This is a genomic window from Ramlibacter ginsenosidimutans, assembly GCF_016654015.1.
Lineage (GTDB): Bacteria > Pseudomonadota > Gammaproteobacteria > Burkholderiales > Burkholderiaceae_C > Ramlibacter > Ramlibacter ginsenosidimutans.
In genome coordinates this window covers 318,051-343,896 of the sequence record NZ_JAEPWM010000004.1, presented here as the reverse complement: position 1 = coordinate 343,896, position 25,846 = coordinate 318,051, and the positions used below count along the sequence as shown (strand labels likewise).

The 25,846-nt window shown below is 70.0% G+C and carries 25 protein-coding genes; 13 read left to right on the top strand and 12 right to left on the bottom strand.

The features are described from left to right. From JJB11_RS12775 to hemA, 5 genes are all read right to left on the bottom strand, one after another. Entirely contained in the window at positions 1-996 is a 996-nt protein-coding gene (locus JJB11_RS12775; RefSeq protein ID WP_201171443.1) for an AAA family ATPase, read from the bottom strand. Positions 997-1,331: 335 nt separating this feature from the next. Further along, a complete protein-coding gene (grxD, locus tag JJB11_RS12770; protein ID WP_201171436.1) occupies positions 1,332-1,655 on the bottom strand; it encodes a Grx4 family monothiol glutaredoxin in 324 nt (107 codons plus the stop codon). A 44-nt stretch (positions 1,656-1,699) separates the two neighbouring features. Beyond that, positions 1,700-2,524 (bottom strand): peptide chain release factor N(5)-glutamine methyltransferase, encoded by an 825-nt coding sequence (prmC, locus tag JJB11_RS12765; protein ID WP_201171431.1) that lies wholly within the window; start codon positions 2,522-2,524, stop codon positions 1,700-1,702. Next, the gene (prfA, locus tag JJB11_RS12760; RefSeq protein ID WP_201171429.1) at positions 2,521-3,618 is read right to left on the bottom strand and encodes a peptide chain release factor 1; all 1,098 of its coding nucleotides are present in this window, start codon (positions 3,616-3,618) and stop codon (positions 2,521-2,523) included. Before prfA ends, prmC begins: the two co-directional genes overlap by 4 nt. A gap of 132 nt (positions 3,619-3,750) precedes the next feature. After that, on the bottom strand, positions 3,751-5,022 hold the full coding sequence (hemA, locus tag JJB11_RS12755; protein WP_201171427.1) for a glutamyl-tRNA reductase: 1,272 nt from the start codon (positions 5,020-5,022) through the stop codon (positions 3,751-3,753). Between the two features lie 56 nt (positions 5,023-5,078). Here hemA and JJB11_RS12750 point away from each other — a divergent pair, with 56 nt between their 5' ends. Genes JJB11_RS12750 through queF form a run of 5 tightly spaced genes read left to right on the top strand, consistent with a single transcriptional unit; the run spans position 5,079 to position 8,767 of the window. Beyond that, on the top strand, positions 5,079-5,375 hold the full coding sequence (locus tag JJB11_RS12750) for a hypothetical protein (RefSeq protein ID WP_201964794.1): 297 nt from the start codon (positions 5,079-5,081) through the stop codon (positions 5,373-5,375). Positions 5,376-5,393: 18 nt separating this feature from the next. Continuing rightward, on the top strand, positions 5,394-6,170 hold the full coding sequence (yaaA, locus tag JJB11_RS12745) for a peroxide stress protein YaaA (protein WP_201171425.1): 777 nt from the start codon (positions 5,394-5,396) through the stop codon (positions 6,168-6,170). Continuing rightward, the gene (locus tag JJB11_RS12740) at positions 6,167-7,030 is read left to right on the top strand and encodes a 2OG-Fe(II) oxygenase (protein ID WP_201171423.1); all 864 of its coding nucleotides are present in this window, start codon (positions 6,167-6,169) and stop codon (positions 7,028-7,030) included. The genes yaaA and JJB11_RS12740 overlap by 4 nt, the downstream gene beginning before the upstream one ends. 4 nt (positions 7,031-7,034) lie before the next feature. Beyond that, on the top strand, positions 7,035-7,925 hold the full coding sequence (locus tag JJB11_RS12735) for an alpha/beta fold hydrolase (RefSeq protein WP_201171421.1): 891 nt from the start codon (positions 7,035-7,037) through the stop codon (positions 7,923-7,925). After that, positions 7,922-8,767, top strand: a complete 846-nt coding sequence (queF, locus tag JJB11_RS12730; RefSeq protein ID WP_201171419.1) for an NADPH-dependent 7-cyano-7-deazaguanine reductase QueF — start codon at positions 7,922-7,924, stop codon at positions 8,765-8,767. The genes JJB11_RS12735 and queF overlap by 4 nt, the downstream gene beginning before the upstream one ends. A gap of 6 nt (positions 8,768-8,773) precedes the next feature. Here the strand turns inward: queF and JJB11_RS12725 are convergent, their stop codons facing one another. The 4 genes from JJB11_RS12725 to argH all read right to left on the bottom strand — a co-directional run bounded on the left by JJB11_RS12725 (position 8,774) and on the right by argH (position 13,009). Further along, entirely contained in the window at positions 8,774-9,037 is a 264-nt protein-coding gene (locus JJB11_RS12725; RefSeq protein ID WP_201171415.1) for a hypothetical protein, read from the bottom strand. Between the two features lie 92 nt (positions 9,038-9,129). Beyond that, positions 9,130-10,380: a Y-family DNA polymerase gene (locus JJB11_RS12720; RefSeq protein ID WP_201171414.1), complete on the bottom strand. Its 1,251-nt coding sequence runs from the start codon at positions 10,378-10,380 to the stop codon at positions 9,130-9,132. A gap of 33 nt (positions 10,381-10,413) precedes the next feature. Beyond that, entirely contained in the window at positions 10,414-11,562 is a 1,149-nt protein-coding gene (locus JJB11_RS12715; RefSeq protein ID WP_201171413.1) for an alpha-hydroxy acid oxidase, read from the bottom strand. Between the two features lie 55 nt (positions 11,563-11,617). Beyond that, positions 11,618-13,009 carry an argininosuccinate lyase gene (gene argH, locus JJB11_RS12710; protein WP_201171411.1) on the bottom strand — a complete coding sequence of 464 codons (1,392 nt, stop codon included), beginning with the start codon at positions 13,007-13,009 and terminating at the stop codon, positions 11,618-11,620. A gap of 101 nt (positions 13,010-13,110) precedes the next feature. On the opposite strand from argH, the gene JJB11_RS12705 reads away from it, so the two are divergent. The 4 genes from JJB11_RS12705 to JJB11_RS12690 are packed head-to-tail and all read left to right on the top strand — an operon-like array spanning position 13,111 to position 16,383. Further along, entirely contained in the window at positions 13,111-14,136 is a 1,026-nt protein-coding gene (locus JJB11_RS12705; RefSeq protein ID WP_201171410.1) for a sensor histidine kinase, read from the top strand. Between the two features lie 19 nt (positions 14,137-14,155). Then, positions 14,156-14,893, top strand: coding sequence for a LytR/AlgR family response regulator transcription factor (locus JJB11_RS12700; protein WP_201171409.1), 738 nt, complete (start codon positions 14,156-14,158; stop codon positions 14,891-14,893). Between the two features lie 49 nt (positions 14,894-14,942). Next, the gene (locus tag JJB11_RS12695; protein ID WP_201964793.1) at positions 14,943-16,127 is read left to right on the top strand and encodes an AI-2E family transporter; all 1,185 of its coding nucleotides are present in this window, start codon (positions 14,943-14,945) and stop codon (positions 16,125-16,127) included. Between the two features lie 4 nt (positions 16,128-16,131). Further along, complete coding sequence (locus JJB11_RS12690) at positions 16,132-16,383, top strand: DUF3297 family protein (protein ID WP_201171408.1); 252 nt, start codon at positions 16,132-16,134, stop codon at positions 16,381-16,383. Between the two features lie 65 nt (positions 16,384-16,448). Here the strand turns inward: JJB11_RS12690 and treF are convergent, their stop codons facing one another. From treF to ppc, 3 genes are all read right to left on the bottom strand, one after another. Next, on the bottom strand, positions 16,449-18,038 hold the full coding sequence (gene treF, locus JJB11_RS12685) for an alpha,alpha-trehalase TreF (protein WP_201171407.1): 1,590 nt from the start codon (positions 18,036-18,038) through the stop codon (positions 16,449-16,451). Then, entirely contained in the window at positions 18,035-18,829 is a 795-nt protein-coding gene (locus tag JJB11_RS12680) for an SDR family NAD(P)-dependent oxidoreductase (protein WP_201171406.1), read from the bottom strand. Before JJB11_RS12680 ends, treF begins: the two co-directional genes overlap by 4 nt. A gap of 106 nt (positions 18,830-18,935) precedes the next feature. Then, positions 18,936-21,734: a phosphoenolpyruvate carboxylase gene (gene ppc / locus JJB11_RS12675; RefSeq protein ID WP_201171404.1), complete on the bottom strand. Its 2,799-nt coding sequence runs from the start codon at positions 21,732-21,734 to the stop codon at positions 18,936-18,938. A 72-nt stretch (positions 21,735-21,806) separates the two neighbouring features. Here ppc and hemC point away from each other — a divergent pair, with 72 nt between their 5' ends. Genes hemC through JJB11_RS12655 form a run of 4 tightly spaced genes read left to right on the top strand, consistent with a single transcriptional unit; the run spans position 21,807 to position 25,797 of the window. After that, positions 21,807-22,709 (top strand): hydroxymethylbilane synthase, encoded by a 903-nt coding sequence (gene hemC, locus JJB11_RS12670; RefSeq protein ID WP_201964792.1) that lies wholly within the window; start codon positions 21,807-21,809, stop codon positions 22,707-22,709. Between the two features lie 8 nt (positions 22,710-22,717). After that, entirely contained in the window at positions 22,718-23,473 is a 756-nt protein-coding gene (locus JJB11_RS12665) for a uroporphyrinogen-III synthase (RefSeq protein WP_201171401.1), read from the top strand. Further along, positions 23,470-24,540 carry a uroporphyrinogen-III C-methyltransferase gene (locus tag JJB11_RS12660; RefSeq protein ID WP_201171399.1) on the top strand — a complete coding sequence of 357 codons (1,071 nt, stop codon included), beginning with the start codon at positions 23,470-23,472 and terminating at the stop codon, positions 24,538-24,540. The genes JJB11_RS12665 and JJB11_RS12660 overlap by 4 nt, the downstream gene beginning before the upstream one ends. A gap of 3 nt (positions 24,541-24,543) precedes the next feature. Beyond that, positions 24,544-25,797 carry a heme biosynthesis HemY N-terminal domain-containing protein gene (locus tag JJB11_RS12655; protein WP_201171394.1) on the top strand — a complete coding sequence of 418 codons (1,254 nt, stop codon included), beginning with the start codon at positions 24,544-24,546 and terminating at the stop codon, positions 25,795-25,797. The last annotated feature ends 49 nt before the right edge of the window (positions 25,798-25,846 follow it).

Genomic DNA, 25,846 nt, shown 5'->3' with positions numbered 1-25,846 from the left:
TTACTGGATGAAGCCCATGCGGCCCTTGCCGTTGCCGCAGCGGGGCAGGTCGTCGGCGACGATGCTGCCGCGGTGCGCCAGGCGCGCATTGCCGAAGCCGGTCATGAGCGCGCGCCGCATTTCGCGCGGCGCGAGTTCCGCCAGGCAGTCGAGCACGTCGTCGGCGGGCTCCTCGTCGAAGCGCCGGCCCCAGCCGTGGTCGCCCCGGATCGAGAGGTACAGGTTGCGCGCGATGCAGCGGGCCTGTTCGTGCGTGGGCGACTCGATCTGGAACACGTTCATGCGGTTCATGATCGGCTCGGGAATGCAGCGCTCGTCGTTGGCCGTCATGATCCAGATGACCTGGCTCGCGTCGATCGCGATCTCGGCGAATTCGTCCATGAAGGATTCGGCCGTGTCGTGCTCCAGCAGGCTGTAGAGCGAGCCGAGCGGGTCGTACTGCGCGTCCGCGCTGGCCTTGTCGATCTCGTCCACGACGATCACAGGGTTGGCGTACTGGCCGTCCACGATGGCCTCGAACACCTTGCCCGGCTTGGCGCCCTTCCACTGCGAGGATGCGCCGGAGAGCAGCCAGCCCGCCGTCATGGAGCTCATGGGAACGAGGCTCATGCCGGTCCCGAGCAGGTCGGCGAGCTGCCGCGCAAAGTGCGTCTTGCCGATGCCGGGCGGCCCGAGCAGCAGCATGGGCGTGATCTCGATGCCATCGCTTGCGTCCTGCGACAGCGCGACGTGGCGCTTCACGTCGTCGAGCGCATCCGCGAAGTTCGGCAGCTGCTCGTACAGCGACTCCATCTCGGGAATCCCGCTGGGCTTGACCTGGAAGCGCTCGGGGCCGCGTTCGAGCATGCGCTCGTACGTGGCGCGGAGGTTCTCGTGGTCGCGCGCGGGCAGCTTGGCCAGCTTGCGCTCGACGTCGTTCGGTCGGAACACGCTGCGCAGGTTGGCGATGGGCAACTTCAGGCCCGGGGTTTGCGGAACAAGGCTACGCGATTGCATCGGCCACTCCTTCACGACTTTGCTTTCATTCGAGCATAGGCCGTGCCAGCCAGGCAACCAATGGCCGCGCTTTCGCGCGGATATGTCAGCAGGAATCGACAGTGGACGCGGGAGGATGGCCGTTTGGCAGCCGGTTCGCGGGAGTGCTAATCGCTTTGCACTCAAGAAGCTTCAAACCAAACAACCGGACGCAGAGGGCGCAAAGGTGACGCAGAGGACGCAGAAGAATGCAATTCGGAAGGAATGCATTCGACCTTTGAAGGTCTTCTTTTGCGTCCTCTGCGAAACTTCTGCGTCCTCTGCGTCCGGTTGTTGGTCTTGAGGCCCGAACGAACTCAGGCCGACTGTCCGAGCACCTGTTGCAGTTCGCCGCTCTGGTACATCTCCATCATGATGTCCGAGCCGCCGATGAATTCGCCGCGCACGTAGAGCTGCGGGATGGTCGGCCAGTTGCTGTATTCCTTGATGCCCTGGCGGATGTCGGCATCCTCGAGCACGTTCACGGTCGTGAGCTGCTTGGGATCGACGCCGCAGGCCTTGAGGATCTGGATCGCGCGACCCGAGAAGCCGCACATGGGGAAGGACGCATTGCCCTTCATGAACAGCACGACGTCGCTGTTCTTGACGAGTTGGTCGATGCGTTGCTGGACTTCGCTCATGGGAAACATTCTCCTGGGCAGGAAAGCAGGGATCTGGCTGCGGATTATCCCAGTTCAAGCCAGCGGCCGCCGGAGCAGCGCTCATGCCCCGCCAGGTCGCGCCGGCTCGCGACCTCGGCAAAGCCGGCTTGGGCCAGCAGCGCGCGCACGGCCGCGGCCTGGTCCCAGCCGTGCTCCAGCAGCAGCCAGCCGCCGGGCAGCAGGTGGGCGGGCGCCTCGGCCACGATGCGGCGCAGGTCGTCCAGCCCGTCCGCGCCTGCGGTGAGCGCCTCGCGCGGCTCGTGCTGCAGCGCAGGCAGGTGCGGATCGGCCTCGGCCACGTAGGGCGGGTTGCTGGCGATGAGGTCGTACGCGCCGCCGCCCATGAGCCAGGAGGCCTGACGGAACCGCACCGGCAGCCGCAGGCGAGCGGCGTTGGCGGCCGCGACCGCGAGCGCGCCGGCGCTCCGGTCCACGGCCTCCACCTGCGCGTCGGCGCGCGCCGACTGGATCGCCAGTGCGATCGCGCCGCTGCCTGTGCCGAGGTCGATCACGCGGGGCGCCTTCCGTTCGCGCAGCACCTCGAGCGCCCACTCCACGAGGGTTTCGGTGTCGGGTCGCGGCACCAGCACGCGCGCATCCACTTGCAGCCGCAGCCCGAAGAACTCCTTGTGCCCGACCAGGTACGCCAGCGGCTCGCCGGCCACGCGCCGCGCGCAGAGCTGCTCGAAGGCCTGCTGCGCGGCGGGCTCCAGTGGATCGCCGTCATGGGCCAGCAGCCAGGCGCGCTCGCCTGCGTCCCGTCCCAGGACGTGCAAGAGCAGCAGCTGCGCATCCAGGCGCTCGACTTCGAGCGCGGCCGCGGCGGTGAGGGCCTCGTGCAGGTTCACGCGCGTGCGGCGCCCATGCCGACCTCGAGCTCCTCCAGCTGCTCGGCGCGGCGGGCCAGCAGCAGGGCCGAGATCAGTTCGTCCAGGTCGCCCTCGAGCACCGCGCCCAGCTTGTACAGCGTGAGGTTGATGCGGTGGTCGGTCACCCGTCCCTGGGGGAAGTTGTAGGTGCGGATTCGGTCGGAGCGGTCGCCGCTGCCGATCAGGCCCTTGCGCGTGGCCGCCTCCTTCGCAGCACGCTCCGAGCGCTCCTTCTCCTGGATGCGCGCGGCCAGCACCTGCATGGCCTTGGCCTTGTTGCGGTGCTGCGAGCGGTCGTCCTGGCACTCGGCCACGATGCCCGTGGGAATGTGCGTGATGCGGACGGCGGAGTCGGTCTTGTTCACGTGCTGGCCGCCGGCGCCCGAAGCGCGGAAGGTGTCGATGCGCAGGTCGGCCGGGTTGATCTGCACGGCCGCGGCCTCGTCGGGTTCGGCCAGTGCCGCCACCGTGCAGGCGCTGGTGTGGATGCGGCCCTGGCTCTCGGTGGCCGGCACGCGCTGCACGCGGTGGCCGCCCGACTCGAACTTGAGCTTGCCGAAGGCCCCGTCGCCGACGAAGCGCACCACCACCTCCTTGAAGCCGCCGACTTCCCCGGGACTGTCGCTCACGATCTCCGTGCGCCAGCCCTGGCGCTCGGCGTACTTCGTGTACATGCGCAGCAGGTCGCCCGCGAACAGCGCCGACTCGTCGCCGCCGGTGCCGGCGCGGATTTCCAGGAACACGTTGCGCACGTCGTCCGGGTCCCTGGGCAGCAGCAGCGACTGCAATTCGTTCTCCAGCCCCGGCAGCTCCGCGTCGGCGACGGCGATCTCCTCCTTCGCCATCTCCGCGAAATCGGGGTCGTCCAGCATCTCGCGCGCCTGCGCGAGATCGCGCTCGCGCTGCAGGAAGCGCTGGTACACGCCGTTCACCTCGGTGACCTCGGCGTGCTCGCGCGTGAGCTCGCGAAAGCGCTCCATGTCGTTCACCACCTCGGGCTGCGACAGGTAGAAGTCCAGCTCCTGCAGGCGGACGGGAAAGCGCTCGAGTTGCTGGCGGAGGAAGGGTTTCATGGATTCGCTGGTCAATGACGCTGCGGGCTTCGCCCCTTCGCGTCATTTTTCAGCGGTTCGACCAGCCAAAAAAAGCCCGGGGCGGCCCGGCGCTTCTCTGGAGACAGAAGAGGCCGGCTGGACGGGGCCCAGCTAACGCTCTTTGCGCAGGAAGAATTGCTCGATCGCGGCGCTGGCGCGCTGGCGGGCTTCGGCGTCGCCGGCGCGCAGTTCGGCCATCGGCCCGTGCAGCATCTTTTGCGTCAGGCCGCGCGACAAGGCTTCGAGCACGGTGTCGACGTCCTCGCCGCGGGCGAGGAGCTTGCGGGCGCGGGCGAGTTCGGCGGCGCGCCACTCGTCCGCCTGGTGGTTCAACTGCTGGATCAGGGGCACGGCGTGGCGCTGGTCCATCCAGTGCACGAAGCTCTGGACGCCGGCGTCGATGATCGCCTCGGCCTGGGCGACGGCGGCCTGCCGGTTGGCGGCGCCGGTGTGCACCACCTTCGCGAGGTCGTCCACCGTGTACAGGTACACGTCTTCCAGTGCCTTCACCTCGGGCTCGATGTCGCGCGGCACCGCCAGGTCCACCATGAACATCGGCCGGTGCTTGCGGGCGCGCAGCGCGCGCTCCACGGCGCCGAGGCCAATGATGGGCAACTGGCTCGCGGTGGAACTGACCACCACGTCGAATTCATGCAGGCGCGCCGGCAGGTCCGCCAGCCGCATCACCTCGCCGCCGAAGCGCGTGGCGAGCTTCTCGCCGCGTTCGAGCGTGCGGTTGGCCACGACGATGGCCTTCGGCCCCTTGGCCGCGAAGTGCGTGGCGGCCAGCTCGATCATCTCGCCCGCGCCGACGAACAGCACCCGCACCTGGCTCAGGTCTTCGAAGAGCTGCCCCGCCAGGCGTACCGACGCGGCGGACATGCTGATGGAGTGCGAGCCGATCTCGGTGGAGGTGCGCACCTCCTTCGCCACGGCGAAGGAACGCTGGAACAGCTGGTTCAGCGTGGTGCCCAGGGCGCCGGCCTGTTCCGCCACGCGCACCGCGTCCTTCAGCTGGCCCAGGATCTGCGGTTCGCCCAGCACCATCGAGTCGAGGCCGCTCGCCACGCGGAAGGCATGGCGAGCGACGCTGGCGTCCTGCAAGGTGTAGGCGTGGTGGCGCAGCGTGCTCTCGGAGACGCCGCCGGAATGCGCGAGCCATTCCACCGTGGTGTCGATCTCGTGCTGCGCACCCGCGCAATAGATCTCCGTGCGATTGCACGTCGAGAGGATCGCCGCTTCCGGCTGGCGGCCCAGGCGCGCGCCCACGTTGTCGCGCAATGCGTTCAGCGTCGGCGCGATCTGGTCGAGGGCGAACGCGAACCGGCCTCGCAAATCCAGCGGTGCCGTCGTGTGGTTGATGCCCAATGCCCAGACTGCCATTCGCCCAATTATAAAATCCGATCCAGATCAAGCACTTAGACTGGCTCGATTGCCACTTGCTCCAGATCAACCGCGTGAGCCCACTCGCCTCCCTCCTGCACCTGCTCAGCTTCTTCGCCCCGGCCCTGGTGGTCGCCGCTTTCGTCGCCCTGGCCGCGCGCGTCCTGCTGCCACCCGCCGCCCGGCCGTCCTCCTGGGGGTTCGCCTTCGTCCTGAACTTCGCGGCCGGGGCGGTCGCCTTGGGCGCCGGGCTGTGGTACTTCGGCCACGACGGGAAGATGGCGACGTATGCTGCGCTGGTGCTGGCCGTCGCCAGCACCCAATGGCTGGCCGGCCGTGCCTGGCGCGGCTAGACCCCCGACCCGAATCCCATGCTGTTCCTCCTTTCCCCGGCCAAGACCCTGGACTATGCGTCCGCCTTGCCCGAAGCGCCGCACACGCTGCCCGAGTTCGCCGACGATGCCGCGAAGCTGATCGAGGTGCTGCGCCGCAAGTCCCCGGCCGAGATCGCGACGCTCATGGAGCTCAGCGATCCGCTGGCCGCGCTGAACGTGGCCCGCTACCAGGCCTGGTCGCGCAAGTTCACGGCGCGCAATGCGCGCCCCGCGGTCCTGGCCTTCGACGGTGACGTGTACGACGGCCTGCAGGCCAGGCAGCTGGGCGCGGCCGACCTGGACTGGGCCCAGCAGCACCTGCGCATCCTGAGCGGCCTCTATGGCGTGCTGCGTCCGCTCGACTGGATGCAGCCCTACCGGCTGGAAATGGGCACCTCGCTGAAGGTGGGGACGGCCGCCAACCTGTACCAGTACTGGGGCAGCCGCATCGCCGAGCACCTGAACACGCTGCTGGCGGCGGACAAGACTCCGGTGGTGGTCAACCTCGCCTCGCAGGAGTACGCGCGGGCCGTGGACCGGCAGGCGCTGAAGGCCCGCGTGATCGACTGTGTATTCGAGGAATGGCGGCCGGGAGGCTGGAAAATCATCAGCTTTTCGGCCAAGAAGGCGCGCGGCCTGATGATGCGCTGGGCCATCCTCCAGCGCGTGGAAACCCCGCGCAGGCTGGAGAACTTCAACCTCGAAGGCTATGCCTTCGACCCGGCCGCCTCGCAGGCGCAGCGGCTGGTGTTCAGGCGCAGGACGACACCATGAACATGACCAAGAGCCAGCAGCAGGTGACCCCCGAGCTGCGCAAGTGGATCGTCGAACAGGCGCAAGCCGGCCACAGTGCCGAGTCGGTGCTCAAGGCCATGCTGGCCTCCGGCTGGACGGAAGACGTGGCGGTCGCGGCCATGGAGAGCACCTTGCGCGGCCATCTCGAAGACCAGGCGCAGGCGCAGGGCCTGCCCGCGGCCGTGCCCGTGCCCGACCCGGCGCTCGACGAGTCGCCCTTGTACCTGGACGCCGGCGACCGCCGCGTGGCCGTGCTGCAGGTGATGGCGGACCCGCGCGTGGTCGTGTTCGGCGGACTGCTCTCGGACGAGGAGTGCGAGCAGCTCGTCGCCCTGGCCAAGCCGCGGCTGGCCCGCTCGCTCACGGTGGCGACCAAGACCGGGGGCGAGGAGGTCAATGCGGACCGCACGAGCAACGGCATGTTCTTCCAGCGCGGCGAGAACGACCTGGTGCGGCGCATCGAGCAGCGCATTGCGCGGCTGGTGAACTGGCCCGAGGAGAACGGCGAGGGCCTGCAGATCCTGCACTACCAGCCGGGCACCGAATACAAGCCGCACTACGACTACTTCGATCCGGCCGAGCCCGGCACGCCGACCATCCTGCGGCGCGGCGGCCAGCGCGTGGCGACCATCGTGATGTACCTCGCCGAGCCGGAACAGGGCGGCGGCACCGTCTTTCCCGACGTGCACATGGAAGTGGCTCCCAAGCGTGGCAACGCTGTGTTCTTCAGCTACGTGCGGCCCCACCCCTCCACGCACACCCTTCATGGCGGCTCGCCCGTGCTGGCCGGCGAAAAGTGGATCGCGACCAAGTGGCTGCGGCAGCGCCGCTTCGAATGAGCGCATGAAGGTCCGGGCGAACGGCGTCGCGATCGAAGTCGAGGACAGCGGCGCCGGCGGCACGCCGGTGCTGCTGATCATGGGCATGGGCATGCAGCTCGACGCGTGGCCGCAAGCCTTCGTGGCGGCACTGCTGGGAGCGGGACACCGCGTCGTGCGCTTCGACAACCGCGACGTCGGGCTGTCGCAGCGCTTCGACGCGCTCGGCGTGCCCAACCTGCTGTGGGAAGGCATGAAGCTGCGCATGGGCCTGGCCGTGCGGACGCCCTACACCCTCTCCGACATGGCGGCCGATGCGCTGGGTGTGCTCGATGCCCTGGACATCCGGCAGGCGCACGTGGTCGGCGTGAGCATGGGCGGGATGATCGCGCAACGGGTCGCGCTGGCCGCTCCGGACCGCGTGCTGAGCCTCACCAGCATGATGAGCTCCAGCGGCGCGCGCCACCTGCCGGGGCCGAAGCCCCGCGTGCTGCAGGTGCTGCTGGCGCGGCCGAAGGACTGGAGCGAGCCCTCGGTCGTCGGCCACTACCTGCGCCTGTTCCAGACCATCGGCAGCCCCGGCTACCCGACCGATGCGGACGAACTGCGCCAGCGCATCCGCCAGTCGCTGCGGCGCGGCGGCTACCACCCCGGTGGCAACCTGCGCCAGGTCGCGGCCGTGGCGGCGGACACGGCCCGCGCGCGTGAACTGCATCGCATCCGGGTGCCGACGCTGGTCGTGCACGGCACGGACGACCCGCTCGTTCCGCTCGCTTGCGGCGAGGACACGGCGCGCCACATCCCGGGCGCGCGCTTCGTCGCGATCCCGGGCATGGGCCATGACCTTCCGCCAGGCGGGGTCGAGCGCGTCCTGGATGCACTGCTGCCGCATCTGGGGCTAGGCTCTCCCGGATGAATTCCCCCGACCTGTCGCAGCTGGGCCGGCCGGTGCACTACACCGACCAGTACGACGCCAGCCTGCTGTACCCGATCGCGCGTGCGGGCAAGCGCGAGGAGATCGGAATCGCCGGCGCGCCGCCCTTCTTCGGCGCAGACCTCTGGACCTCGTACGAGCTCAGCTGGCTGAACCCGCGCGGCAAGCCGCAGGTGGCGATCGGCCACTTCACCATTCCCTGCGAGACGCCCAACATCGTCGAGAGCAAGTCGCTCAAGCTGTACCTCGGCAGCTTCAGCGGCACGGTGTTCGCCAGTGCGGACGCCGTGCGCGACCGGCTGCGGGCCGACCTGAGCGAGGCGGTGTGGCGCGGCGCGCCGTCGCCTTCGACCGTCGGCGTGCGCCTGCTCCTGCCCGACCTCTTCGACCAGGAACAGGTGCACGAGCTCGACGGCCTGAGCCTGGACCGGCTCGACATCGAATGCACGCAGTACACGCCCGCGCCGGAGCTGCTGAAGTCCGCCGTGGACGAACCGCCGGTGGAAGAAGTGCTGACCAGCAACCTGCTGAAAAGCAATTGCCTGGTGACCGGCCAGCCGGACTGGGGCAGCATCCAGATCCGCTACAGCGGGCCGCAGATCGAGCAGGGCGGCCTCCTGCGCTACCTCGTGAGCTTTCGCAACCACAACGAATTCCACGAGCAGTGCGTGGAGCGGATCTTCATGGATCTGTGGCGGCGTTGCCGGCCCACGCGGCTGGCCGTCTACGCGCGCTACACGCGCCGCGGCGGGCTGGACATCAACCCCCTGCGCACCAGCCATCCCATGGCCTTGCCCGCCAACGTGCGGACGGCGCGCCAGTAGGGCGCTTCAGCGCACCGAGATCCAGTCGCAGCGCAGGCGGCGCGCCTTGTGGGCCTTCTCGCGCAGGCCGACGTACATGGTCGGGGCCGACATCGCGAAGGCGAGCAGCGGCGCGGCCCACAAGGCATCGAAGGTGAAGGCCGGGATCCAGCCGACCCAGCCGACCACCCACAGCGTGAGCATCGCGTCCCAGACGTAGCACTCAAGAGGGTGTTCGCGCTGGTGCGCCACGTGCCACCGCTTGATGCGCTGCAATGTGTCGAGGTCCATGCTGGTTCTCCGTCGCCGCCGGAACACCGGTGTGCGAACCACTCTAGCCCCCCGGCTCGCCGGCCACATCGACCTTTGGGCTGAGCCCCGTGTCAGCGGAAATCCTGCGTGCCCGCCAGCCCGTGGAACAGATCCGGCGTCGGCTCCGCGGCCACTCGCGGCGCGGCTTCAGGGGCCGGCAGGCTGCCCGCTTTCGCCAGCTTGCCGACGCGCACTCCGAGCAGGCGCAGCTTCTGCCGCAGGTCCACGCGCTTGAGGCACTGGCCCGCCGCGCGCCGGATGGTGGCGGCATCGTCGGTGTAGTGATCCAGGGTCTGGTCGCGGGTGGCGATGCGGAAGTCGTCGTAGCGCAGCTTCACCCCGATGGTGCGGCCCACGTAGCCCTTGCGGCGCAGGTCCTCGGCGACGCGGGTGCACAGGTCGGTGAAGATGGCGCCCAGTTCGGCGCGGTCGCGCACCGCGTGGAGGTCGCGCTCGAACGTGGTCTCGCGGCTCATGGAGACCGGCTCGCTCTCGGTGACCACCGGGCGATCGTCGCGACCCCAGGCGGCGTCGTGCATCCATGCGCCGTACGCGGCGCCGAAGTTGTCCACCAGCCATTCGCGGCTCTGTGCGGCGAGGTCGCCGATGGTGTGGATGTGCAGCGCGTGCAACTTCACTTCGGACTTCGGCCCGATGCCATTGATCTTGCGCACCGCCAGCGGCCAGATCTTCGTCTGCACATCGGCCTCGTGCACGATCGAGATTCCGTTCGGCTTGTTGAATTCGCTGGCCATCTTGGCGATCAGCTTGTTGGGCGCGACGCCGATCGAGCAGGTGAGCCCGGTCGCGTCGAAGATGGATTTCTGGATCAGGCGCGCCAGCACGCGGCCGCCCTCGCGCTGTCCGCCCGGCACGTCGGTGAAGTCGACGAAGACCTCGTCGATGCCGCGGTCCTCCACCACCGGCGCGATGTCGCGGATCACGGCCTTGAAGGTGCGCGAGAACCGCCGCACCTCCTCGAAGTCGACCGGCAGCACGATCGCCTGCGGGCACAGCTTCGCCGCCTTCATCATGCCCATGGCGGAGCCCACGCCGAACTGGCGCGCGGGGTACGTGGCGGTGGTGATCACGCCGCGGCCGACGTAGTCCTTCAGCAGCGGGAAGGCGTCGGCGGGGATCTGCGACAGCGGCCGGTCGGCGAAGCGCTGGCGCACGATCTCGTCCACCTTGCGCCGGCCGCCGCCGATCACCACGGGCAGCCCCTTCAGCTGCGGATAGCGCAGCAACTCCACGGACGCGAAGAACGCGTCCATGTCGAGGTGGGCGATGCGGCGCGGCGGACTCACGCGCTCATTGTGCATGCGGGTGCGGCGGGGCCCCTGCGGCAAACGCTGTCAGTAGGTCCCCGGCAGCAGGATGCTGCGATCCACGTCGCGGATGTTGGTGCGGCCGCAGAAGGCCATCGACAGGTCCAGCTCGTTGCGGATGATCTCCAGCGCCCGTTCCACGCCTTCCTGGCCCATGGCGCCGAGTCCGTACAGCATCGCGCGGCCGATGTAGACGCCGCGCGCGCCCAAGGCCACGGCCTTGAGCACGTGCTGGCCGGAGCGCACGCCGCCGTCCATGTGGACCTCGATGCGGTCGCCCACCGCTTCCACGATGGGTTGCAGCGCCGAGATGGAGGAGGGCGCGCCATCGAGCTGGCGGCCGCCGTGGTTGGAGACGATCACGGCGTCGGCGCCGGAGTCGGCGGCCAGCCGCGCGTCCTCGACGTCCTGCACACCCTTGAGGATCAGCTTGCCGCCCCAGCGGTTCTTGATCCACTGCACGTCGTCCCAGGACAGGCGCGGGTCGAACTGCTTGGCCGTCCATTCGGACAGGCGACTCATGTCGTCCACGCCCTGCACGTGGCCGACGATGTTGCCGAACTGGCGCCGCTTCGTGCCCAGCATGCCCAGGCACCAGCGCGGTTTGGTCGCCATGTTCAGCATGTTGGGCAGCGTGAGCTTGGGCGGCGCCGACAGGCCGTTCTTCAGGTCCTTGTGGCGCTGCCCCATGATCTGCAGGTCCAGCGTGAGGACCAGGGCGGAACAGTTGGCGGCGCGGGCGCGGTCGATCAGGCTCTCGATGAAGCCGCGGTCGCGCATCACGTACAGCTGGAACCAGAAGGGATGGCGCCCGGTGCCCTCGGCGACGTCTTCCAGCGAGCAGATGCTCATGGTGGACAGCGTGAACGGGATCCCCATGCGCTTGGCCGCACGCGCGGCGAGGATCTCGCCGTCGGCATGCTGCATGCCGGTGAGGCCCGTGGGCGCAATGGCGACGGGCATCGCCACCTTCTGGCCGACCATGGTGGTCTCCAGGGTGCGCCCTTCCATGTTCACGGCCACGCGCTGGCGCAGCAGGATGCGTTCGAAGTCGGCCTCGTTCGCGCGGTAGGTGCTCTCGGTCCACGAGCCGGAATCGGCGTAGTCGTAGAACATGCGCGGCACGCGCCGCTTCGCCAGGACGCGCAGGTCCTCGATGTTGGTGATCACGGGCAAGTCTCGTCTCCTCCTCAGGCCAGAGATGGTAACGGCTCGCCCGCGGGCGGCCACTTCAGGCCAGGCGCTGGCGGTGGCGTTCGATCTGCGCCTGCACCTGCACGGGCGCGGTGCCGCCCAGGGTGTTGCGCGCGTTCAGCGATCCGCGCAGGGACAGGGCGTCGTAGACGTCCTTCTCGATCGCCGGATTGAACTGCTTCAGGACGGCGAGCGGCAGCTCGGACAGGTCGCAGTTGTGGGTGACGGCCGCCTTCACTGCGTGCGCGACGGTTTCGTGCGCGTCGCGGAAGGGCAGGCCCTTCTTCACCAGGTAGTCGGCCAGGTCGGTGGCCGTGGCGTAGCCCTTGAGCGCCGCCTGCTCCATGGCCTCGCGCTGCACGGTGATGCCGCCGGCCATCTCCGCGAAGATGCGCAAGGTGTCCTTGAGCGTGTCCACGGTGTCGAACAAGGGCTCCTTGTCTTCCTGGTTGTCCTTGTTGTACGCGAGCGGCTGGCCCTTCATGAGGGTGATGAGCCCCATCAGGTGGCCCACCACGCGGCCGGTCTTGCCGCGCGCGAGCTCTGGCACGTCCGGGTTCTTCTTCTGCGGCATGATCGACGAGCCGGTGGTGAAGCGGTCGGCGATGCGGATGAAGCCGAAGTTCTGCGACATCCACAGCACCAGCTCCTCGGAGAAGCGGCTCACGTGCACCATCACCAGCGACGCGGCGGCCGTGAACTCGATGGCGAAGTCGCGGTCGCTCACCGCGTCCAGCGAGTTCTGGCAGACGCCCTCCATGCCCAGCTCCTGCGCGACCCACTCGCGATCCAGCGGATAGCTGGTGCCGGCCAGGGCGGCGGCGCCCAGGGGCAGGCGGTTCACGCGGCGGCGCACTTCCAGCATGCGTTCGTGGTCGCGCGAGAACATCTCGACATAGGCAAGCATGTGGTGTGCGAAGCTCACCGGCTGCGCGACCTGCAGGTGCGTGAAGCCGGGAAGAACCACGTCCACGTTGTGCTCGGCGAGCTGCAGGAGCGCCCTCTGCAGGTCTTCCAGCAGGTCGGCGATCAGGTCGATCTCGCCGCGGAGCCACAGGCGCACGTCCGTGGCGACCTGGTCGTTGCGGCTGCGGCCGGTGTGCAGCCGCTTGCCGGCATCGCCCACCAGCTGGGTGAGGCGGGCCTCGATATTCAGGTGGACGTCCTCCAGGTCCAGCTTCCATTCGAAGGCGCCGGAGCCGATTTCCTGGCGGATCTGGTCCATTCCGCGGCGGATATCGGCCAGGTCCGTTGCGGAAATGACACCCTGCCTGGCCAGCATCGCGGCGTGCGCCAGGGAGCCCGCGATGTCGGCTTGCCACAGCCTCTTGTCGAAGAACACGCTGGCGGTGTAGCGTTTGACGAGGTCGCTCATGGGCTCGCTGAAGAGGGCGGACCACGCCTCGGACTTGTGATCGAGTTGGCTCATAGAAGCTGCAGGGATGCGCTGCGGGTTGGGTCGGAGCGGCCGCTTCCCCAATAATGGGGGCAGGAGGGCCGACGGGCACGCGTGAGCATGCACTGACACTGATGGACGACTCGAAACTATTATCCGCGTTCCAGGAACTGTCCCGGCCGGCGATGCCCAAGCCGCGGATGGTTTTCGACGTGTGCCATCCGGGCGTGATGCTGCGGGCCGTGCTGTTCGTGGAGGCGGTGGTGAGCGTGGGTGCGCTGTTCGGCCCCGGCGGCTGGCAGGCGTGGCTGCAGCGCCTGGCGCTGCTCTCGGGCGCGGCACTGCCCGGCACCCTCTTGTGGGTGGTCTGCACCTGCGGCGCCAGCCGCGTGCTGGCACGGCTTTCGCCTGCAGTGCAGCAAGCGGTGGCCGTGGCCTGGGGCGCGCTCTGCGGTACCTTCAGCTGCGTCCTGCTCGCGATGGTGGGCGTGCGCCCCGCACCGTGGGCCGCCGTGACGCTCTCCGGCGCCTTGGTGGCCGCCGTGATGGTGGCGGCGCTGGTGCTGCGCGACAAGGGCCGGATGCCGGCCGAGACCTCGGCGCGGCTGGCGGAGCTGCAGGCCCGGATCCGGCCGCATTTCCTGTTCAACACCCTGAACAGCGCGATCGCGCTGGTGCGCGACGACCCGGTGAAGGCGGAGGCGCTGCTGGAGGACCTGAGCGAGTTGTTCCGCCACGCCCTGGTCGCCAAGACCGATGCCGCGACCCTGGCCGAGGAGGTGCAGGTGGCGCGCCACTACCTGGACATCGAGCAGGTGCGCTTCGGCGAGCGCCTGCGCGTGGAGTGGGCGATCGACCCGGAAGCGGGGCGCGCGAAGGTGCCTGCATTGTTTTTGCAGCCCTTGGTGGAGAATGCCGTCAAGCATGGCGTGGAACCGAGTCCGACGGGAGCGGACGTGAAGGTGACCACCCAGAGACGCGGCAGCGTCGTCGTGATCAAGGTGACGAACACGGTGCCCGCCGGCCAGGGGCGACCCGGCCACGGCGTGGCGCTGGACAACGTGCGGGACCGGCTGCGACTGCTGCACGACGTGCAGGCGCAGTTCCGGACGGCGCTGATCGACGGGCGCTACCAGGTGAGGATGGAAGTGCCGGCCTGACAACAACGGAGGGGAAGCCATGGGCTTGAAGATGCTGTTGGTGGACGATGAGGCGCTGGCGCGTTCGCGGATGCGAACCCTGCTGGCGGACTGCAAGGAGCCGGCAGCCGAAGTCGCCGGCGAGGCGGCGAATGCGGCGCAGGCGATGGAGTACCTGCGGCGGCAGTCGTTCGACGGCGTGCTGCTGGACATCCACATGCCCGGCGCGGACGGCCTCGCGCTGGCGCAGGTGCTGCGCACCCTGCCGGAGCCGCCGGTGGTGGTGTTCGTCACCGCCTATGCCGAGCACGCCGTGAGTGCCTTCGAACTGGAGGCGGTCGACTACCTGACCAAGCCTGTGCGGCTGGAGCGCCTCGAGCAGGCGCTGATCCGCGTCGACAAGGCGCGCCAGGCGCGCGCGGGCGGCCCGGAGACCGAGCAGGAGGTGCTGGTGATCCAGGACCGCGGGCGCACCGAACGTGTTCCAGTCGCGGAAGTGCTCTATTTCAAGGCGGAACTGAAATACATCACGGTCCGGACCGCGGCCAGAAGCTATATCCTCGACGGGTCGCTCAGCGACCTCGAGGAGCGCCATGGGGCGCAGTTCCTCCGCGTGCACCGCAATGCGCTGGTCTCCCGGCGCGCCGTGCGGGCGCTCGAAAAGCATTTCGACGCGGAGGAGGGCGAGGGCTGGGCGGTGCGACTGAACGGGATCGACGAATCCCTGTCCGTCTCGCGCCGGCAGCTCAGTGCCGTGCGGGAGGCCCTGGCCAGCTGACGAGGAAAGCGGGACTCGCGGTCAACATGAAAGTAATGTGAGTTCCGATTTGTCCGATCTATCCGACCCGCCCGGCGACCCGGGCCTGGCCCCCGCACCCGTCGATTCGCAGGAGCCGCCGCGCGTGCTGCTGCACATGCCGGTGGATGTGCGCAACATGGCGCTCGGGGTGCTGATGGTGCTCGCCGTGCTGGCGGTCCTGCGCTGGGCCGCGGCGTTCTTCATACCGCTGTTCCTGGGCCTCGTGTTCAGCTACGCGCTGTCGCCGCTGGTGGACTGGCTGCAGCGCCTGCGGGTTCCGCGTTCGCTGAGCGCCGCGGTGCTGGTCCTCGGGATCCTCGGCGGCATGGGCGCGGCGGCGTATTCCTTTTCCGACGACGCGAACGACCTGGTGGCCTCGCTGCCGGAGGCTGCTCGCAAGCTGCGGGACTCCCTGCATCGCACACCGAAGAAGTCCGGCGGCACGCTCGACTCGGTGCAGAAGGCCGCGACCGAACTGCAGCGCGCCGCGGAAGAGGCCGGCGGACCTGCGCCGGGGCCGGCGCGCGGCGGCGTCGCGCACGTGATCGTGGAGAAACCCAGCTTCGACCTGCGCGAGCACCTCGTGAGCGGCACCCTGGGGCTCGCGACGCTCGTGGGCCAGGTGGTGGTCGTCACCTGCCTGACCTTCTTCCTGCTCGCGGCGGGCGACACCTACCGGCGCAAGCTGGTGAAGATCACGGGGCCGGGACTCGCCGAGAAGAAGCTCACGGTGCAGGCGCTCGACGAGATCACTGCGCAGATGCAGCGCTACCTGCTGGTCCAGTTGCTCGCGAGCGTGGGCACCGGGCTCGCCACCGGCATCTGCTTCGGCGTGATCGGGCTGAAGCACGCGGCCGTGTGGGGTATCGCCGCGGGCATCATGAACCTGATCCCCTATGTCGGCCCGATCGCGATCACGGCCGGCGCGGCGCTGGTGGCCTTCCTGCAGTTCGGCGGCAGCCCGCAGATGGCCTTGCTGGTGGGCGGCGCCTCGCTGGTGATCGACACCTTGAAGGGTTACGTGCTGGTCCCCTGGGTCACGAGCAAGGCCACGCGCATGAATGCGGTGGCGGTGTTTGTCGGCGTGCTCGGCTGGGGCTGGATGTGGGGCGTGTGGGGGCTGCTCCTGGGCATGCCGATCCTGATGGCGGTGAAGGCAGTGTGCGACCGCGTGGACCACCTGAAGCCGATCGGCGAGCTGCTTGCACAATAGCGGCATGAGTGAAACCAGCCCCGACCGCCCCGCGCTCCCCGACCGCCTCTCCGCCGACCCGCGCAGCCCGCATCACGTGAAGGAGGTGTTCGCCCACGACGTCGGCATCCGCTTCAACGGCCAGGAGCGCAGCGACGTCGAGGAGTACTGCATCAGCGAAGGCTGGGTGAAGGTGCCCGCGGGCAAGACGCTGGACCGCAAGGGACAGCCGCTCATGCTGAAGCTCAAGGGAAAGGTCGAGGCCTTCTACAAGTGAGGGCCTGAGCCGGGACACGGCACGGGATGTGCCGGATGTCCTGTCGCCCCTGCGCGACCAGGGCCTCAGAGGTGCAGGGCCGCGTCCCGGTGCTGCAGCCAGCACGCGACCACGCCATTGGTCCAGCCGAAGCCGTCCTGCAGCGGGTACTCGCCGCCACCGCCTCCGGTGGCGGTGCCCGGTCGCAAGGCGTACTTCTCGAGCAGCTTGTGCTCGCGCGCGTAGACCTCCTGGACGGTCTGCAGCCAGCGCCCGCGGATCTCCTCGGCCAGCGCGGACTCGCCGCAGCGCGCGAAACCTTCGACGGCGATCCACTGCAGGGGCGACCAGCCATTGGGCCGGTCCCACTGCTGCCCGCTCATGATCTCGGTGGTCGCGACGCCGCCGGGCGCCAGCAGGCGCGTGCGCACCGTGTGCGCGAGCGCGTGCACCTCGCCGGGTCCGGCGACGCCGCAGTACAGGGGCATCAGCGTCGCCGCCGTGAGCGCGCGCCGTCGGCGTTGCCGGCGCCAGTCGTAGTCCGCATAGAAGCCCTGGTCCGCATCCCAGTGCAGGCGCGCCATGGCCGCTGCGCGCCCGCCGGCGCGCTGCCGGAACGTCCCCGCCAGGCCGGCATCGCCGTGCCGCTCGCCCACCTCCGCAATGTGCAGTTCCAGGAAATGGAGCAGCGCATTGAGGTCGACCGGCAGCAGGTCGGTGGTGCAGATCGTGGCCAGGTCCGTAGCCACCTGCCCCGAAGCGTCCTCCGCCAGCCAGCGCGTGCTGAAGTCCCAGCCCGATTCCGCGGCCGCGCGCAGGTGCCGGTACACCTCTTCCTGCGGCCGGCCGGATCGCGCCGCGGTCGCGACGTCCTCGCGCCAGGATTCCTCGCGCGGGGTGCAGCGGTCGTCCCAGTAGCGGTTCAGGCACTCGCCGCTGGGCAGGCGCACGACGCGCCGGTGCGCCTCGCCCGGCTGCACGCCGTCCTCGCCATCCATCCAGAAGGCGTGCTCGCGCAGGAGTTGCGGCAGGTAATCGGTCGCCGCGTGGCCGCCTCGCTGCTCGCACAGTCGCGTCATGAGCGCGAAGACGGGCGGGTGCGAACGACTCAGGTAGTAGGTGCGGGTTCCGTTGGGGACGTGGCCGTAGGTGTCGACGAGGAACGCGAAGTTCTCGGTCATGTCCTCCACCAGGCTGTCGGCGCCGCCCGGCAGGCCCACCATGGTGAAGAAGGAGTCCCAGTAGTACAGCTCGGCGAACCGGCCGCCCGGCACGATGTAGCGCTGGGGCAGCTGCACCAGTGAGCCGCGCGGCGGGTGTTGCTGCGGCGCCCGGGAAAGGTACGGCCAGAGTGCCTCGATGTGCTGCAGGATGTCGCGCCCCGGCACCGACACGAAGTCATCGTGCGCGAGCCGCGGGAGCGTGAAGGCGGAGCGCACGAAGGCGGAGAGGTCGAATCCGGGGCGGTGGCGCCGCGCGCGGTAGGCCGCCAGGATTTCCTCGGGCGAATGCCGCGGCGCACAGTCCACGAAGGTCTTGCTGTCGCTGAACACCGCCTGGCGCTGGACCTCGACGAACAGCTCGCCGTAGCGATCGGCCGGCGTGAGTGTGTCGGGCGGCGGCGCGTGCGCGGCGGCGGCCTCGCGGTGCTGGCGGCGCGCGTGCGGAACGCTCATTGCTCCGAGTAGTTCCAGAGCAGGCCGCCGTCCACGATGATGGACGTGCCCGTGATGTAGCTGGCGTCCGCCGACGCGAGGAAGGCGACGGCGCCGGCGACGTCCGAGGGTTCGCCCATGCGCCCGACCGGGATCTGCGCCTGCAGTGCGGCGACCTTCGCGGCATCCTGCAGCAGGGCCTCGTTGATCGGCGTGCGGATCGCGCCCGGCGAGACGTTGTTGACGGTGATGCCGAGCGGCGCCAGCTCCAGCGCCATCGTGCGCATCAGCATGCGCAGGCCGCCCTTGCTCGCGCAGTAGGGCGCGAAGTGCGGAAACGGCAGGTCCTCGTGCACCGAGCTGATGTTGATGATGCGCCCGCCGCCGCCCGCGTCCTGCACGTGCGCGGCAAAGGCCTGTGCCAGGAAGAACGGACCCTTGAGGTTGGTCGCGATCACGGCGTCGAAGTCCGCTTCGGTCACCTCTAGCACGCCCGCGTGCCGCTCGATGCCGGCGTTGTTGACGAGGATGTCCAGGCGCCCCAGCCGCGCCGCCACGTCCGCGACCAGTTGCCGCGTTGGCGCGATGCGGGACACGTCGGCGACGAACACCTCGCATGCGGCCCCGAGCGCCTGCACCTGCTGGCGTGCTTCGGCCGCGCGGGCGTCCTCCTTGTGCACGTTGAGCGCCACGGCGGCGCCTTCGCGCGCGAGCCTTAACGCGATGCCCAGGCCGATGCCCTGCGCGGCGCCGGTGACCAGCGCTACCCGACCGGCCAGGCGCCCGGCCGGCGCCTCAGGTGTTCCATCCATGACGCATTCCTGTTGTTATGGTTCTGGCGTCCGTTATAGGACGGACGGGCCTGGCGCTGCGTAGGCCTGCGGAGACAGTGAGCGCGCCAACGTGTCTTGCGGCGGCTCAGCCGGTGTTGCGCAGGCCTGCGGCGATGCCGTTGATGGCGAGGTGGATGCCCATGCGGTCGCGCTCGTCGGCGCGGCCTTCGCGCCAGCGGCGCACGAGCTCGACCTGCAAGTGGTTGAGCGGGTCGATGTAGGGGAAGCGATGGCGGATCGAGCGCGCGAGACCGGGGTTGGCGGAGAGGCGCTGCTTCTCGCCGGTGATCAGCGCCAGCGCCGCTTGCGTTCGCTGCCATTCGGCTTCGATGGTGCCGAAGATCCGGCGGCGCAGCCGCGCATCGGGCACCAGTTCCGCATACCGCGAGGCGACGGCGAGATCGCTCTTGGCCAGCACCATGTCCATGTTGGACAGCAGCGTGCGGAAGAAGGGCCACTGCCGCACCATCCGCTGCAGCAGCGCCGCCTGCTCCTTGCGGTCGCCCGCGGCCAGGAACGCGTCCACGGCGGAGCCGAAGCCGTACCACCCGTTGAGGGTGAGCCGCGCCTGGCCCCAGCTGAAGCTCCAGGGGATCGCGCGCAGGTCCTCGATGCGCTGCGAGGGCTTGCGCGAGGCGGGGCGCGAGCCGATGTTCAGCTCCGCGATTTCGCGGATCGGCGTGGCGCTGAAGAAGAAATCGACGAAGCCCGGTGTCTCGTACACGAGCGCCCGGTACGCCGCCATGCTCGCTTGCGACAAGGCCTCCGCCGCCTGCAGGAAAGCCTTGGGCGCCGGCTTGGTCGGCTGCAGCAGCGTCGCTTCCAGCGTCGCCGCTACCAGGGTCTCGAGGTTGCGCCGGCCGATCTCCGGGTTCGCGTACTTGGAGGCGATCACCTCGCCCTGCTCGGTCAGGCGGATCTGCCCCCGCACGGTGCCAGGCGGCTGGGCGAGGATGGCCTCGTAGCTGGGGCCGCCGCCGCGGCCCACCGTGCCGCCGCGGCCGTGGAACAGGCGCAGCTGGATGTCGTGGGAATTCGCGAGCTGGTCGAACAGCTCGGCCAGCGCCGTTTCGGCGCGGTACAGCTCCCAGTTGCTGGTGAAGATGCCGCCGTCCTTGTTGCTGTCGCTGTAGCCCAGCATGATGTCCTGCTCCGCGCCCGAGCGCTGCACCAGCTTCGCGATGCCGGGCAGCGCGTAGAACTCGCGCATGATGGGCGCGGCATGGCGCAGGTCGGCGATGGTCTCGAACAGCGGGACGACGATCAGGTCTGCGCGCGCCGCGCCGTCCAGGGTGCCGTGCAGCAGGCCCACTTCCTTCTGCAGCAGCAGGACTTCCAGCAGGTCGCTGACCGCCTCCGTGTGGCTGATGATGTAGTGGCGGATCGCCTGCGGCCCGAAGCGCGCGCGCATCGCGACCGCCGTTTCGAAGATCGCCAGCTCCTTGCGCGCATGCTCGCTGTACTCGCCGCCCAGCACGCGCAGCGGCCGCGCGTCGCACAGCAGGCGCAGCAGCACCTCGCGCCGGGCCGCTTCGTCGAGGCCGCGGTAGTCACGTTCCACGCGCGCCGTCGCCAGCAATTCGGCGACCACCTCCTCGTGCTGGTCCGAGCTCTGCCGCAGGTCCAGGGTGGCCAGGTGGAAGCCGAAGACTTCCACGGCGCGGATCAGCGGATGCAGGCGTTGCTGCACCAGCGCGGCGGCATGGTGGGCGAGCAGCGAGTCGCGCATGGTGCGCAGGTCGGCCAGGAACTCCTCGGCGCTGCGATACGGGTTCTGCGGCGGCACGGCGTGGCGCGCGGCATCGCCGCCGGTGAACTCCTTCAGCGTCGCCGCCAGCCGCGAATACATGCCGGTCACCGCGCGCCGGTAGGGTTCGTCGCGGCGATGCTCGTTGCTGTCGGGCGAACTGTCCGCCAGCGCCCGCATCTGCGGCGTGATCCCCACCAGCAAATCGGACAACGAGAGCTCACCTCCGAGCCAGTACAGCTCGGTGAGGTAGTAGCGCAGGGCGACCTCGCATTGCCGGCGCAGCGCGTAGGCGAGGGTTTCGGCCGTCACGTTGGGATTGCCGTCGCGGTCGCCGCCGATCCACTGCCCCATGCGCAGGAAGCTCGCCACCGGCTGCTGGCCGAGCGCCTGTTCCAGCTGCGCGTACAAGCGGGGAATCTGGCGCAGGAAGGTCGCCTCGTAGTAGCTGAGCGAGGTCTCGACTTCGTCGGCCACGGTGAGCTTGGTGAAGCGCAGCAGGCGCGTCTGCCACAACTGCATCACGCGGGCGCGCATGCTTGCCTCGTTGGCGGCGAGCTCGCGCGGTGCCAGTGCATCGCGCGGCAGGGCGCGCGCGCGGATCTCGTCGCGCTCGGCGAGCAGCCGCGCCAGGTCGCGCTCGGCGTCGAGCACGCTCTTGCGCTGCACCTCGGTCGGATGCGCGGTGAGGACCGGCGACAGGTAGGCGTGCGCGAGCGTCTGGGCGACGCTCTTCGCGCCGATGCCGGCCCAGCGCAGGCGGGCCAGCGCCACGTCGATGCTGCCCTCCTGCGTGTCGCCGGCGCGCTCGTGCACTTCGCGCCGGCGGATGTGGTGCCGGTCCTCCGCCAGGTTGGCGAGCAGGCTGAAGTAGGTGAAGGCGCGGATCACGCGCACGGCGTCGTCGCCGGAGAGCGACTTCAGCAGGGACTTCAGCTCGCGGTCGGCCGCCTGGTCGTCGTGCTGCCGGAACGACACCGACAGCTTGCGGATGCGCTCCACCAGCTCGTACGTGTCCACGCCCTCCTGCTCGCGGATCACGTCCCCCAGGATGCGGCCCAGCAGCCGGATGTCTTCGCGCAGCGGACGCTCGTTGTCCTTGGCTCGCCGCGCGGGCGGCAGCTCGGTGGCAGGCATTCTTGCTTCCAGTGGGGGGATGCGGGGGATGCTAGCATCGACCCACACCGATTGATTCAGGCAGGTTACGACGTGAGCCAGTTCACCATCGCCACGCGCGAAAGCCGGCTCGCCCTCTGGCAGGCCGAACACGTGAAGGCCTTGCTCGAACAGCGCGGGCACGAGGTCGCGCTGCTCGGAATGACCACCCGGGGCGACCAGATCCTGGACCGCTCCCTCAGCAAGGTGGGCGGCAAGGGCCTGTTCGTGAAGGAGCTGGAGCTCGCGCTGGAGGAAGGCCGCGCCGACCTCGCGGTGCATTCCCTCAAGGACGTCCCCATGGAGCTGCCCGGCGGCTTCGCGCTGGCGTGCGTGCTCGAGCGCGAGGATCCGCGCGACGCCCTGGTCTCGCCGCACCACGACAGCCTGTCGGCGCTGCCGCAGGGCTCGGTGGTCGGCACGTCCAGCCTGCGCCGCATCGTGCTGCTGCGCGCCCTGCGTCCCGACCTGCGCATCGAGCCGCTGCGCGGCAACCTCGACACGCGCCTGCGCAAGCTCGACGACGGCCAATACGACGCCGTCGTGCTGGCGGCCGCGGGGCTCAAGCGCCTGGGACTGGCCGGCCGCATCCGCCAGCTGTTCGAACCCGAGGACATGCTCCCCGCCGCAGGGCAGGGCGCGCTGGGGATCGAGATCCGCAGCGAGCGGTCGGAGGTGGCCGAGGTGCTGGCGCCGCTCGCGAGCCAGTCCACCTGGCTGTGCGTGGCAGCGGAACGCGCCGTGAGCCGCGCGCTGGGTGGCAGCTGCTCGATGCCGCTGGCGGCGCATGCGCGCTTCGACGGCGAATACCTGCAGCTGCAAGCCGCCTGGGGCGATCCGGAGCGCGCCGGCGTGCTGGTGCGCGCCCGCGGCGCGGACGTGATCGCCGACGCGGAGCAGGCCGCCGCCCTGGGCGAACAGGTCGCCGCGCGGCTGCGCGCGGGCGGCGCGCACTGACGCCCGCCATGGCCGTGGTCCTCACGCGGCCGCAAGCCGAGGCCGAACGCTGGGCCGCGCGCCTGCGCGAACGCGGCCTGGAGCCCTTGCTCCTGCCCTTGCTGCAGATCGGACCGCCGCCGGATCCGCAAGCGTTGCGGGCAGCCTGCACGCGCGCAGGCGATTGTGCGGCGGTGATGTTCGTCAGCGCGAATGCGGTGCAGGCGTTCTTCGCCGCGGCGCCGGGCGTGCAGCTCGCGCGTGCGTGGGCGCCCGGCCCGGCGACGCGCGATGCGCTGCTCGCCGCCGGAGTGCCGGCCGAGCGAATCGATGCACCCGCGGCGGAGTCCGCGCAGTTCGATTCGGAAAGCCTCTGGCAGCAGGTGCAAGGCCAGCTTCGCGCGGGCGACCGCTTGCTGCTGGTCCGCGGCGGGGATGGCGCGGGCCGGGAGCAGGGCCGCGACTGGCTGCTGCAGCAGCTCGCCGCGCGCGGCGTGCAGGTGGAGACCGTGCTCGCGTACACGCGCCAGCCGCCCGCATGGACGCAGGCACAGCAGGCGGCCGCGCGGCGCGCCGCTGCCGACGGTTCGACCTGGATCTTCAGCAGCTCGGAAGCCGCGACGCATCTCGCAACCCTGCTCCCGGCACAGGACTGGTCGCGGGCGCGGGCCGTTGCCACGCACCCACGCATCGCGGCTGCGGTGCGCGCCCTCGGCTTCGGGGCGGTGCGTGCTGCGCGTCCCGGGCTGGAAGACGTGCTCGCGTCGATAGAATCGGTCGCATGAGCGCACTGCCTCCCTCGTCGCCGGAGCCTGCGCCGGCGCTGCCGGTGCAGGTGCTCGGCGTACCGCCCGCCCAGCGCCCTTCCGCCGCTTCGCGCGCGGGCTGGTTCGCGCTGGTCGCGATCGCCGGGGCCGCGCTGCTTTCCAGCGTGATGCTGTGGCAGCGCCTGTCCTCCATCCAGCAGCAGCTCGCGCGGCAAAGCGCGGACTCCGGCGCCAATGCCATCGAGGCCCGGGCGCTCGCGCGCCAGGCGCAGGACGTCGCGCGCGATACGGCCGCGCGGCAGGCGGTCATGGAGTCGCGGCTGTCCGAAGTCGCCCTGCAGCGCAGCCAGCTCGAGGACCTGATGCAGAGCCTCTCGCGTTCGCGCGACGAGAACCTGGTGGTCGACGTCGAGTCCAGCCTGCGCCTCGCGCAGCAGCAGACCCAGCTCACCGGCAGCCCCGAGCCGCTGCTGGCGGCGCTGCGCACGGCCGACCAGCGCATTGCGCGCGCGGCCCAGCCGCGGCTCGCGCGGGTGCGCTCGGCGATCGCGCGCGATACCGACCGCATCCGCTCCGCCAGCGTGACCGACGTTCCGGGCCTGCTGGTGCGCATCGACGACATCGTGCGGCAGGTGGACGACCTGCCGGTGGCGAATGCGGTGCCCGCGCGCGCCGTCGACGAGCCGCCCCGGCCGGCCGCGGCGGCCACCTCGCCGGCTGCTGCGTGGTGGGGACGCTGGCGCGACGCGGTGCTGGCCGAAGCGCGCGGCCTGGTGCGCGTCAGCCGGATCGACCATCCGGACGCGATGCTGGTCGCGCCGGAGCAGGCCTACCTGCTGCGCGAGAACATGAAGCTGAAGCTGCTGGACGTGCGGCTGTCGCTGATCGCCCGCCAGAACGATTCGGCGCGCGCCGACGTCACCGCGGCGTCGCAGGCCCTCTACAAGTATTTCGACCCCGCCTCGCGCCGCGTGCAGGCGGTCGCCACGCAGCTGCAGCAGGTTCAGTCGCAGGTGCGCACCGCGGAGCTGCCGCGCATCGACGAGACGCTGGCCGCCCTCGCGACCGCGGGCGCAGGGAAGTAAGCGATGCGCGCCGCCATCTGGCTGCTGCTGCTGTTTGCCGTTGCCGTGGCGGGCGCGCTGTTCGCCGGCAACAACCAGGGCACGGTCACGCTGTTCTGGCCGCCTTACCGCGTCGACCTGTCGCTGAACCTGGTCGTGCTGCTGCTGGTGGGCTCTTTCTTCTTCGTGCATGCCGTGATGCGCGCGCTCTCGGCGCTGCTGGACCTGCCGCGCCAGGCGCTGCGCTGGCGCACGCAGCAGAAGGAGCGCGCGATGCATGCCGCGCTGCTGGAAAGCATCTCGCACCTGCTGGCCGGGCGATACCTGCGCGCGCGCAAGGCGGCGGACGACGTGCTCGCGCAGGAGGCATCGCTCGCGTCCTCCGGCCACAAGCCCGCGAACGGCGCCCAGCTGCGCGCATTGGCGCACATCGTGGCCGGCGAGTCGGCGCATGCGCTGCAGGACCGCGCCGGGCGCGACGAGCACCTGAAGGAAGCACTGGACCAGGCGTCGGCGCGCGAGGCCCAGGAGACGCGCGACGGTGCGCTGCTGCGGGCCGCGCGCTGGGCGCTGGACGACCGCGAGCCGGAGAACGCCATCCGCCTGCTGCAGGACCTGCCGCTGGGCGCAGGCCGCCGCACGCTGGCGCTGCGCACGCGCCTGCGCGCTTCACGCCAGGCCGGCCAGCCGATGGAAGCGCTGGAGACCGCACGCCTGCTCGCCAAGCACCATGGCTTCTCGCCGGTGGCAGCGCGCAGCATCCTGCGCGGGCTGGCCATCGACCTCCTGAACGGCGCCTATGACGTGGCGCAACTGCACCGTGCGTGGAGCGCGCTCGAACCGGCGGAGCGGCAGATGGCCGAAGTGGCCATTCACGCGGCGCAGCGCCTCACGTCCCTGGGCGGCGATGCACACGTCGCGCGCGAGTGGCTGCTGCCCGTGTGGGAGCAGCAGGCCGAACTGGCGGACAACCTGCGCATCAAGCTGGTGTGCGCGCTGGAGGAAGGCATGGATTCGCTGGACGCCACCTGGCTGGCGCGCATCGAGGCGGCACAGAAGGCCAACCCGCGCGACGCCACGCTGCAGTACCTCGCGGGCATGGCATGCATGAAGCGCCAGCTGTGGGGCAAGGCGCAGCAGCTGCTGACGCAAGCGGCGCTGTCGCTGCACGATGCCAAGCTGCACCGCAACGCCTGGCGCGCCGTCGCCGAACTCGCCGAACAACGCGAGGACGCATCGGCGGCCGCACTGGCGTGGAAGCGGGCGGCAGGGGAGTAGGTCGGTCAGAAGGCGGGAGCGGACTGCCGGACGCAGAGGTCGCGAAAAG

What these genes read in the sequence shown, in the direction of transcription:
- JJB11_RS12775 (WP_201171443.1), bottom strand. Translation starts at nt 996, where the DNA reads ATGCAATCGCGTAGCCTTGTTCCGCAAACCCCGGGCCTGAAGTTGCCC.
- grxD (WP_201171436.1), bottom strand. Translation starts at nt 1,655, where the DNA reads ATGAGCGAAGTCCAGCAACGCATCGACCAACTCGTCAAGAACAGCGAC.
- prfA (WP_201171429.1), bottom strand. Translation starts at nt 3,618, where the DNA reads ATGAAACCCTTCCTCCGCCAGCAACTCGAGCGCTTTCCCGTCCGCCTG.
- hemA (WP_201171427.1), bottom strand. Translation starts at nt 5,022, where the DNA reads ATGGCAGTCTGGGCATTGGGCATCAACCACACGACGGCACCGCTGGAT.
- yaaA (WP_201171425.1), top strand. Translation starts at nt 5,394, where the DNA reads ATGCTGTTCCTCCTTTCCCCGGCCAAGACCCTGGACTATGCGTCCGCC.
- JJB11_RS12740 (WP_201171423.1), top strand. Translation starts at nt 6,167, where the DNA reads ATGAACATGACCAAGAGCCAGCAGCAGGTGACCCCCGAGCTGCGCAAG.
- JJB11_RS12735 (WP_201171421.1), top strand. Translation starts at nt 7,035, where the DNA reads ATGAAGGTCCGGGCGAACGGCGTCGCGATCGAAGTCGAGGACAGCGGC.
- queF (WP_201171419.1), top strand. Translation starts at nt 7,922, where the DNA reads ATGAATTCCCCCGACCTGTCGCAGCTGGGCCGGCCGGTGCACTACACC.
- JJB11_RS12725 (WP_201171415.1), bottom strand. Translation starts at nt 9,037, where the DNA reads ATGGACCTCGACACATTGCAGCGCATCAAGCGGTGGCACGTGGCGCAC.
- JJB11_RS12720 (WP_201171414.1), bottom strand. Translation starts at nt 10,380, where the DNA reads ATGCACAATGAGCGCGTGAGTCCGCCGCGCCGCATCGCCCACCTCGAC.
- argH (WP_201171411.1), bottom strand. Translation starts at nt 13,009, where the DNA reads ATGAGCCAACTCGATCACAAGTCCGAGGCGTGGTCCGCCCTCTTCAGC.
- JJB11_RS12705 (WP_201171410.1), top strand. Translation starts at nt 13,111, where the DNA reads ATGGACGACTCGAAACTATTATCCGCGTTCCAGGAACTGTCCCGGCCG.
- JJB11_RS12700 (WP_201171409.1), top strand. Translation starts at nt 14,156, where the DNA reads ATGGGCTTGAAGATGCTGTTGGTGGACGATGAGGCGCTGGCGCGTTCG.
- JJB11_RS12690 (WP_201171408.1), top strand. Translation starts at nt 16,132, where the DNA reads ATGAGTGAAACCAGCCCCGACCGCCCCGCGCTCCCCGACCGCCTCTCC.
- treF (WP_201171407.1), bottom strand. Translation starts at nt 18,038, where the DNA reads ATGAGCGTTCCGCACGCGCGCCGCCAGCACCGCGAGGCCGCCGCCGCG.
- JJB11_RS12680 (WP_201171406.1), bottom strand. Translation starts at nt 18,829, where the DNA reads ATGGATGGAACACCTGAGGCGCCGGCCGGGCGCCTGGCCGGTCGGGTA.
- ppc (WP_201171404.1), bottom strand. Translation starts at nt 21,734, where the DNA reads ATGCCTGCCACCGAGCTGCCGCCCGCGCGGCGAGCCAAGGACAACGAG.
- JJB11_RS12665 (WP_201171401.1), top strand. Translation starts at nt 22,718, where the DNA reads ATGGCCGTGGTCCTCACGCGGCCGCAAGCCGAGGCCGAACGCTGGGCC.
- JJB11_RS12660 (WP_201171399.1), top strand. Translation starts at nt 23,470, where the DNA reads ATGAGCGCACTGCCTCCCTCGTCGCCGGAGCCTGCGCCGGCGCTGCCG.
- JJB11_RS12655 (WP_201171394.1), top strand. Translation starts at nt 24,544, where the DNA reads ATGCGCGCCGCCATCTGGCTGCTGCTGCTGTTTGCCGTTGCCGTGGCG.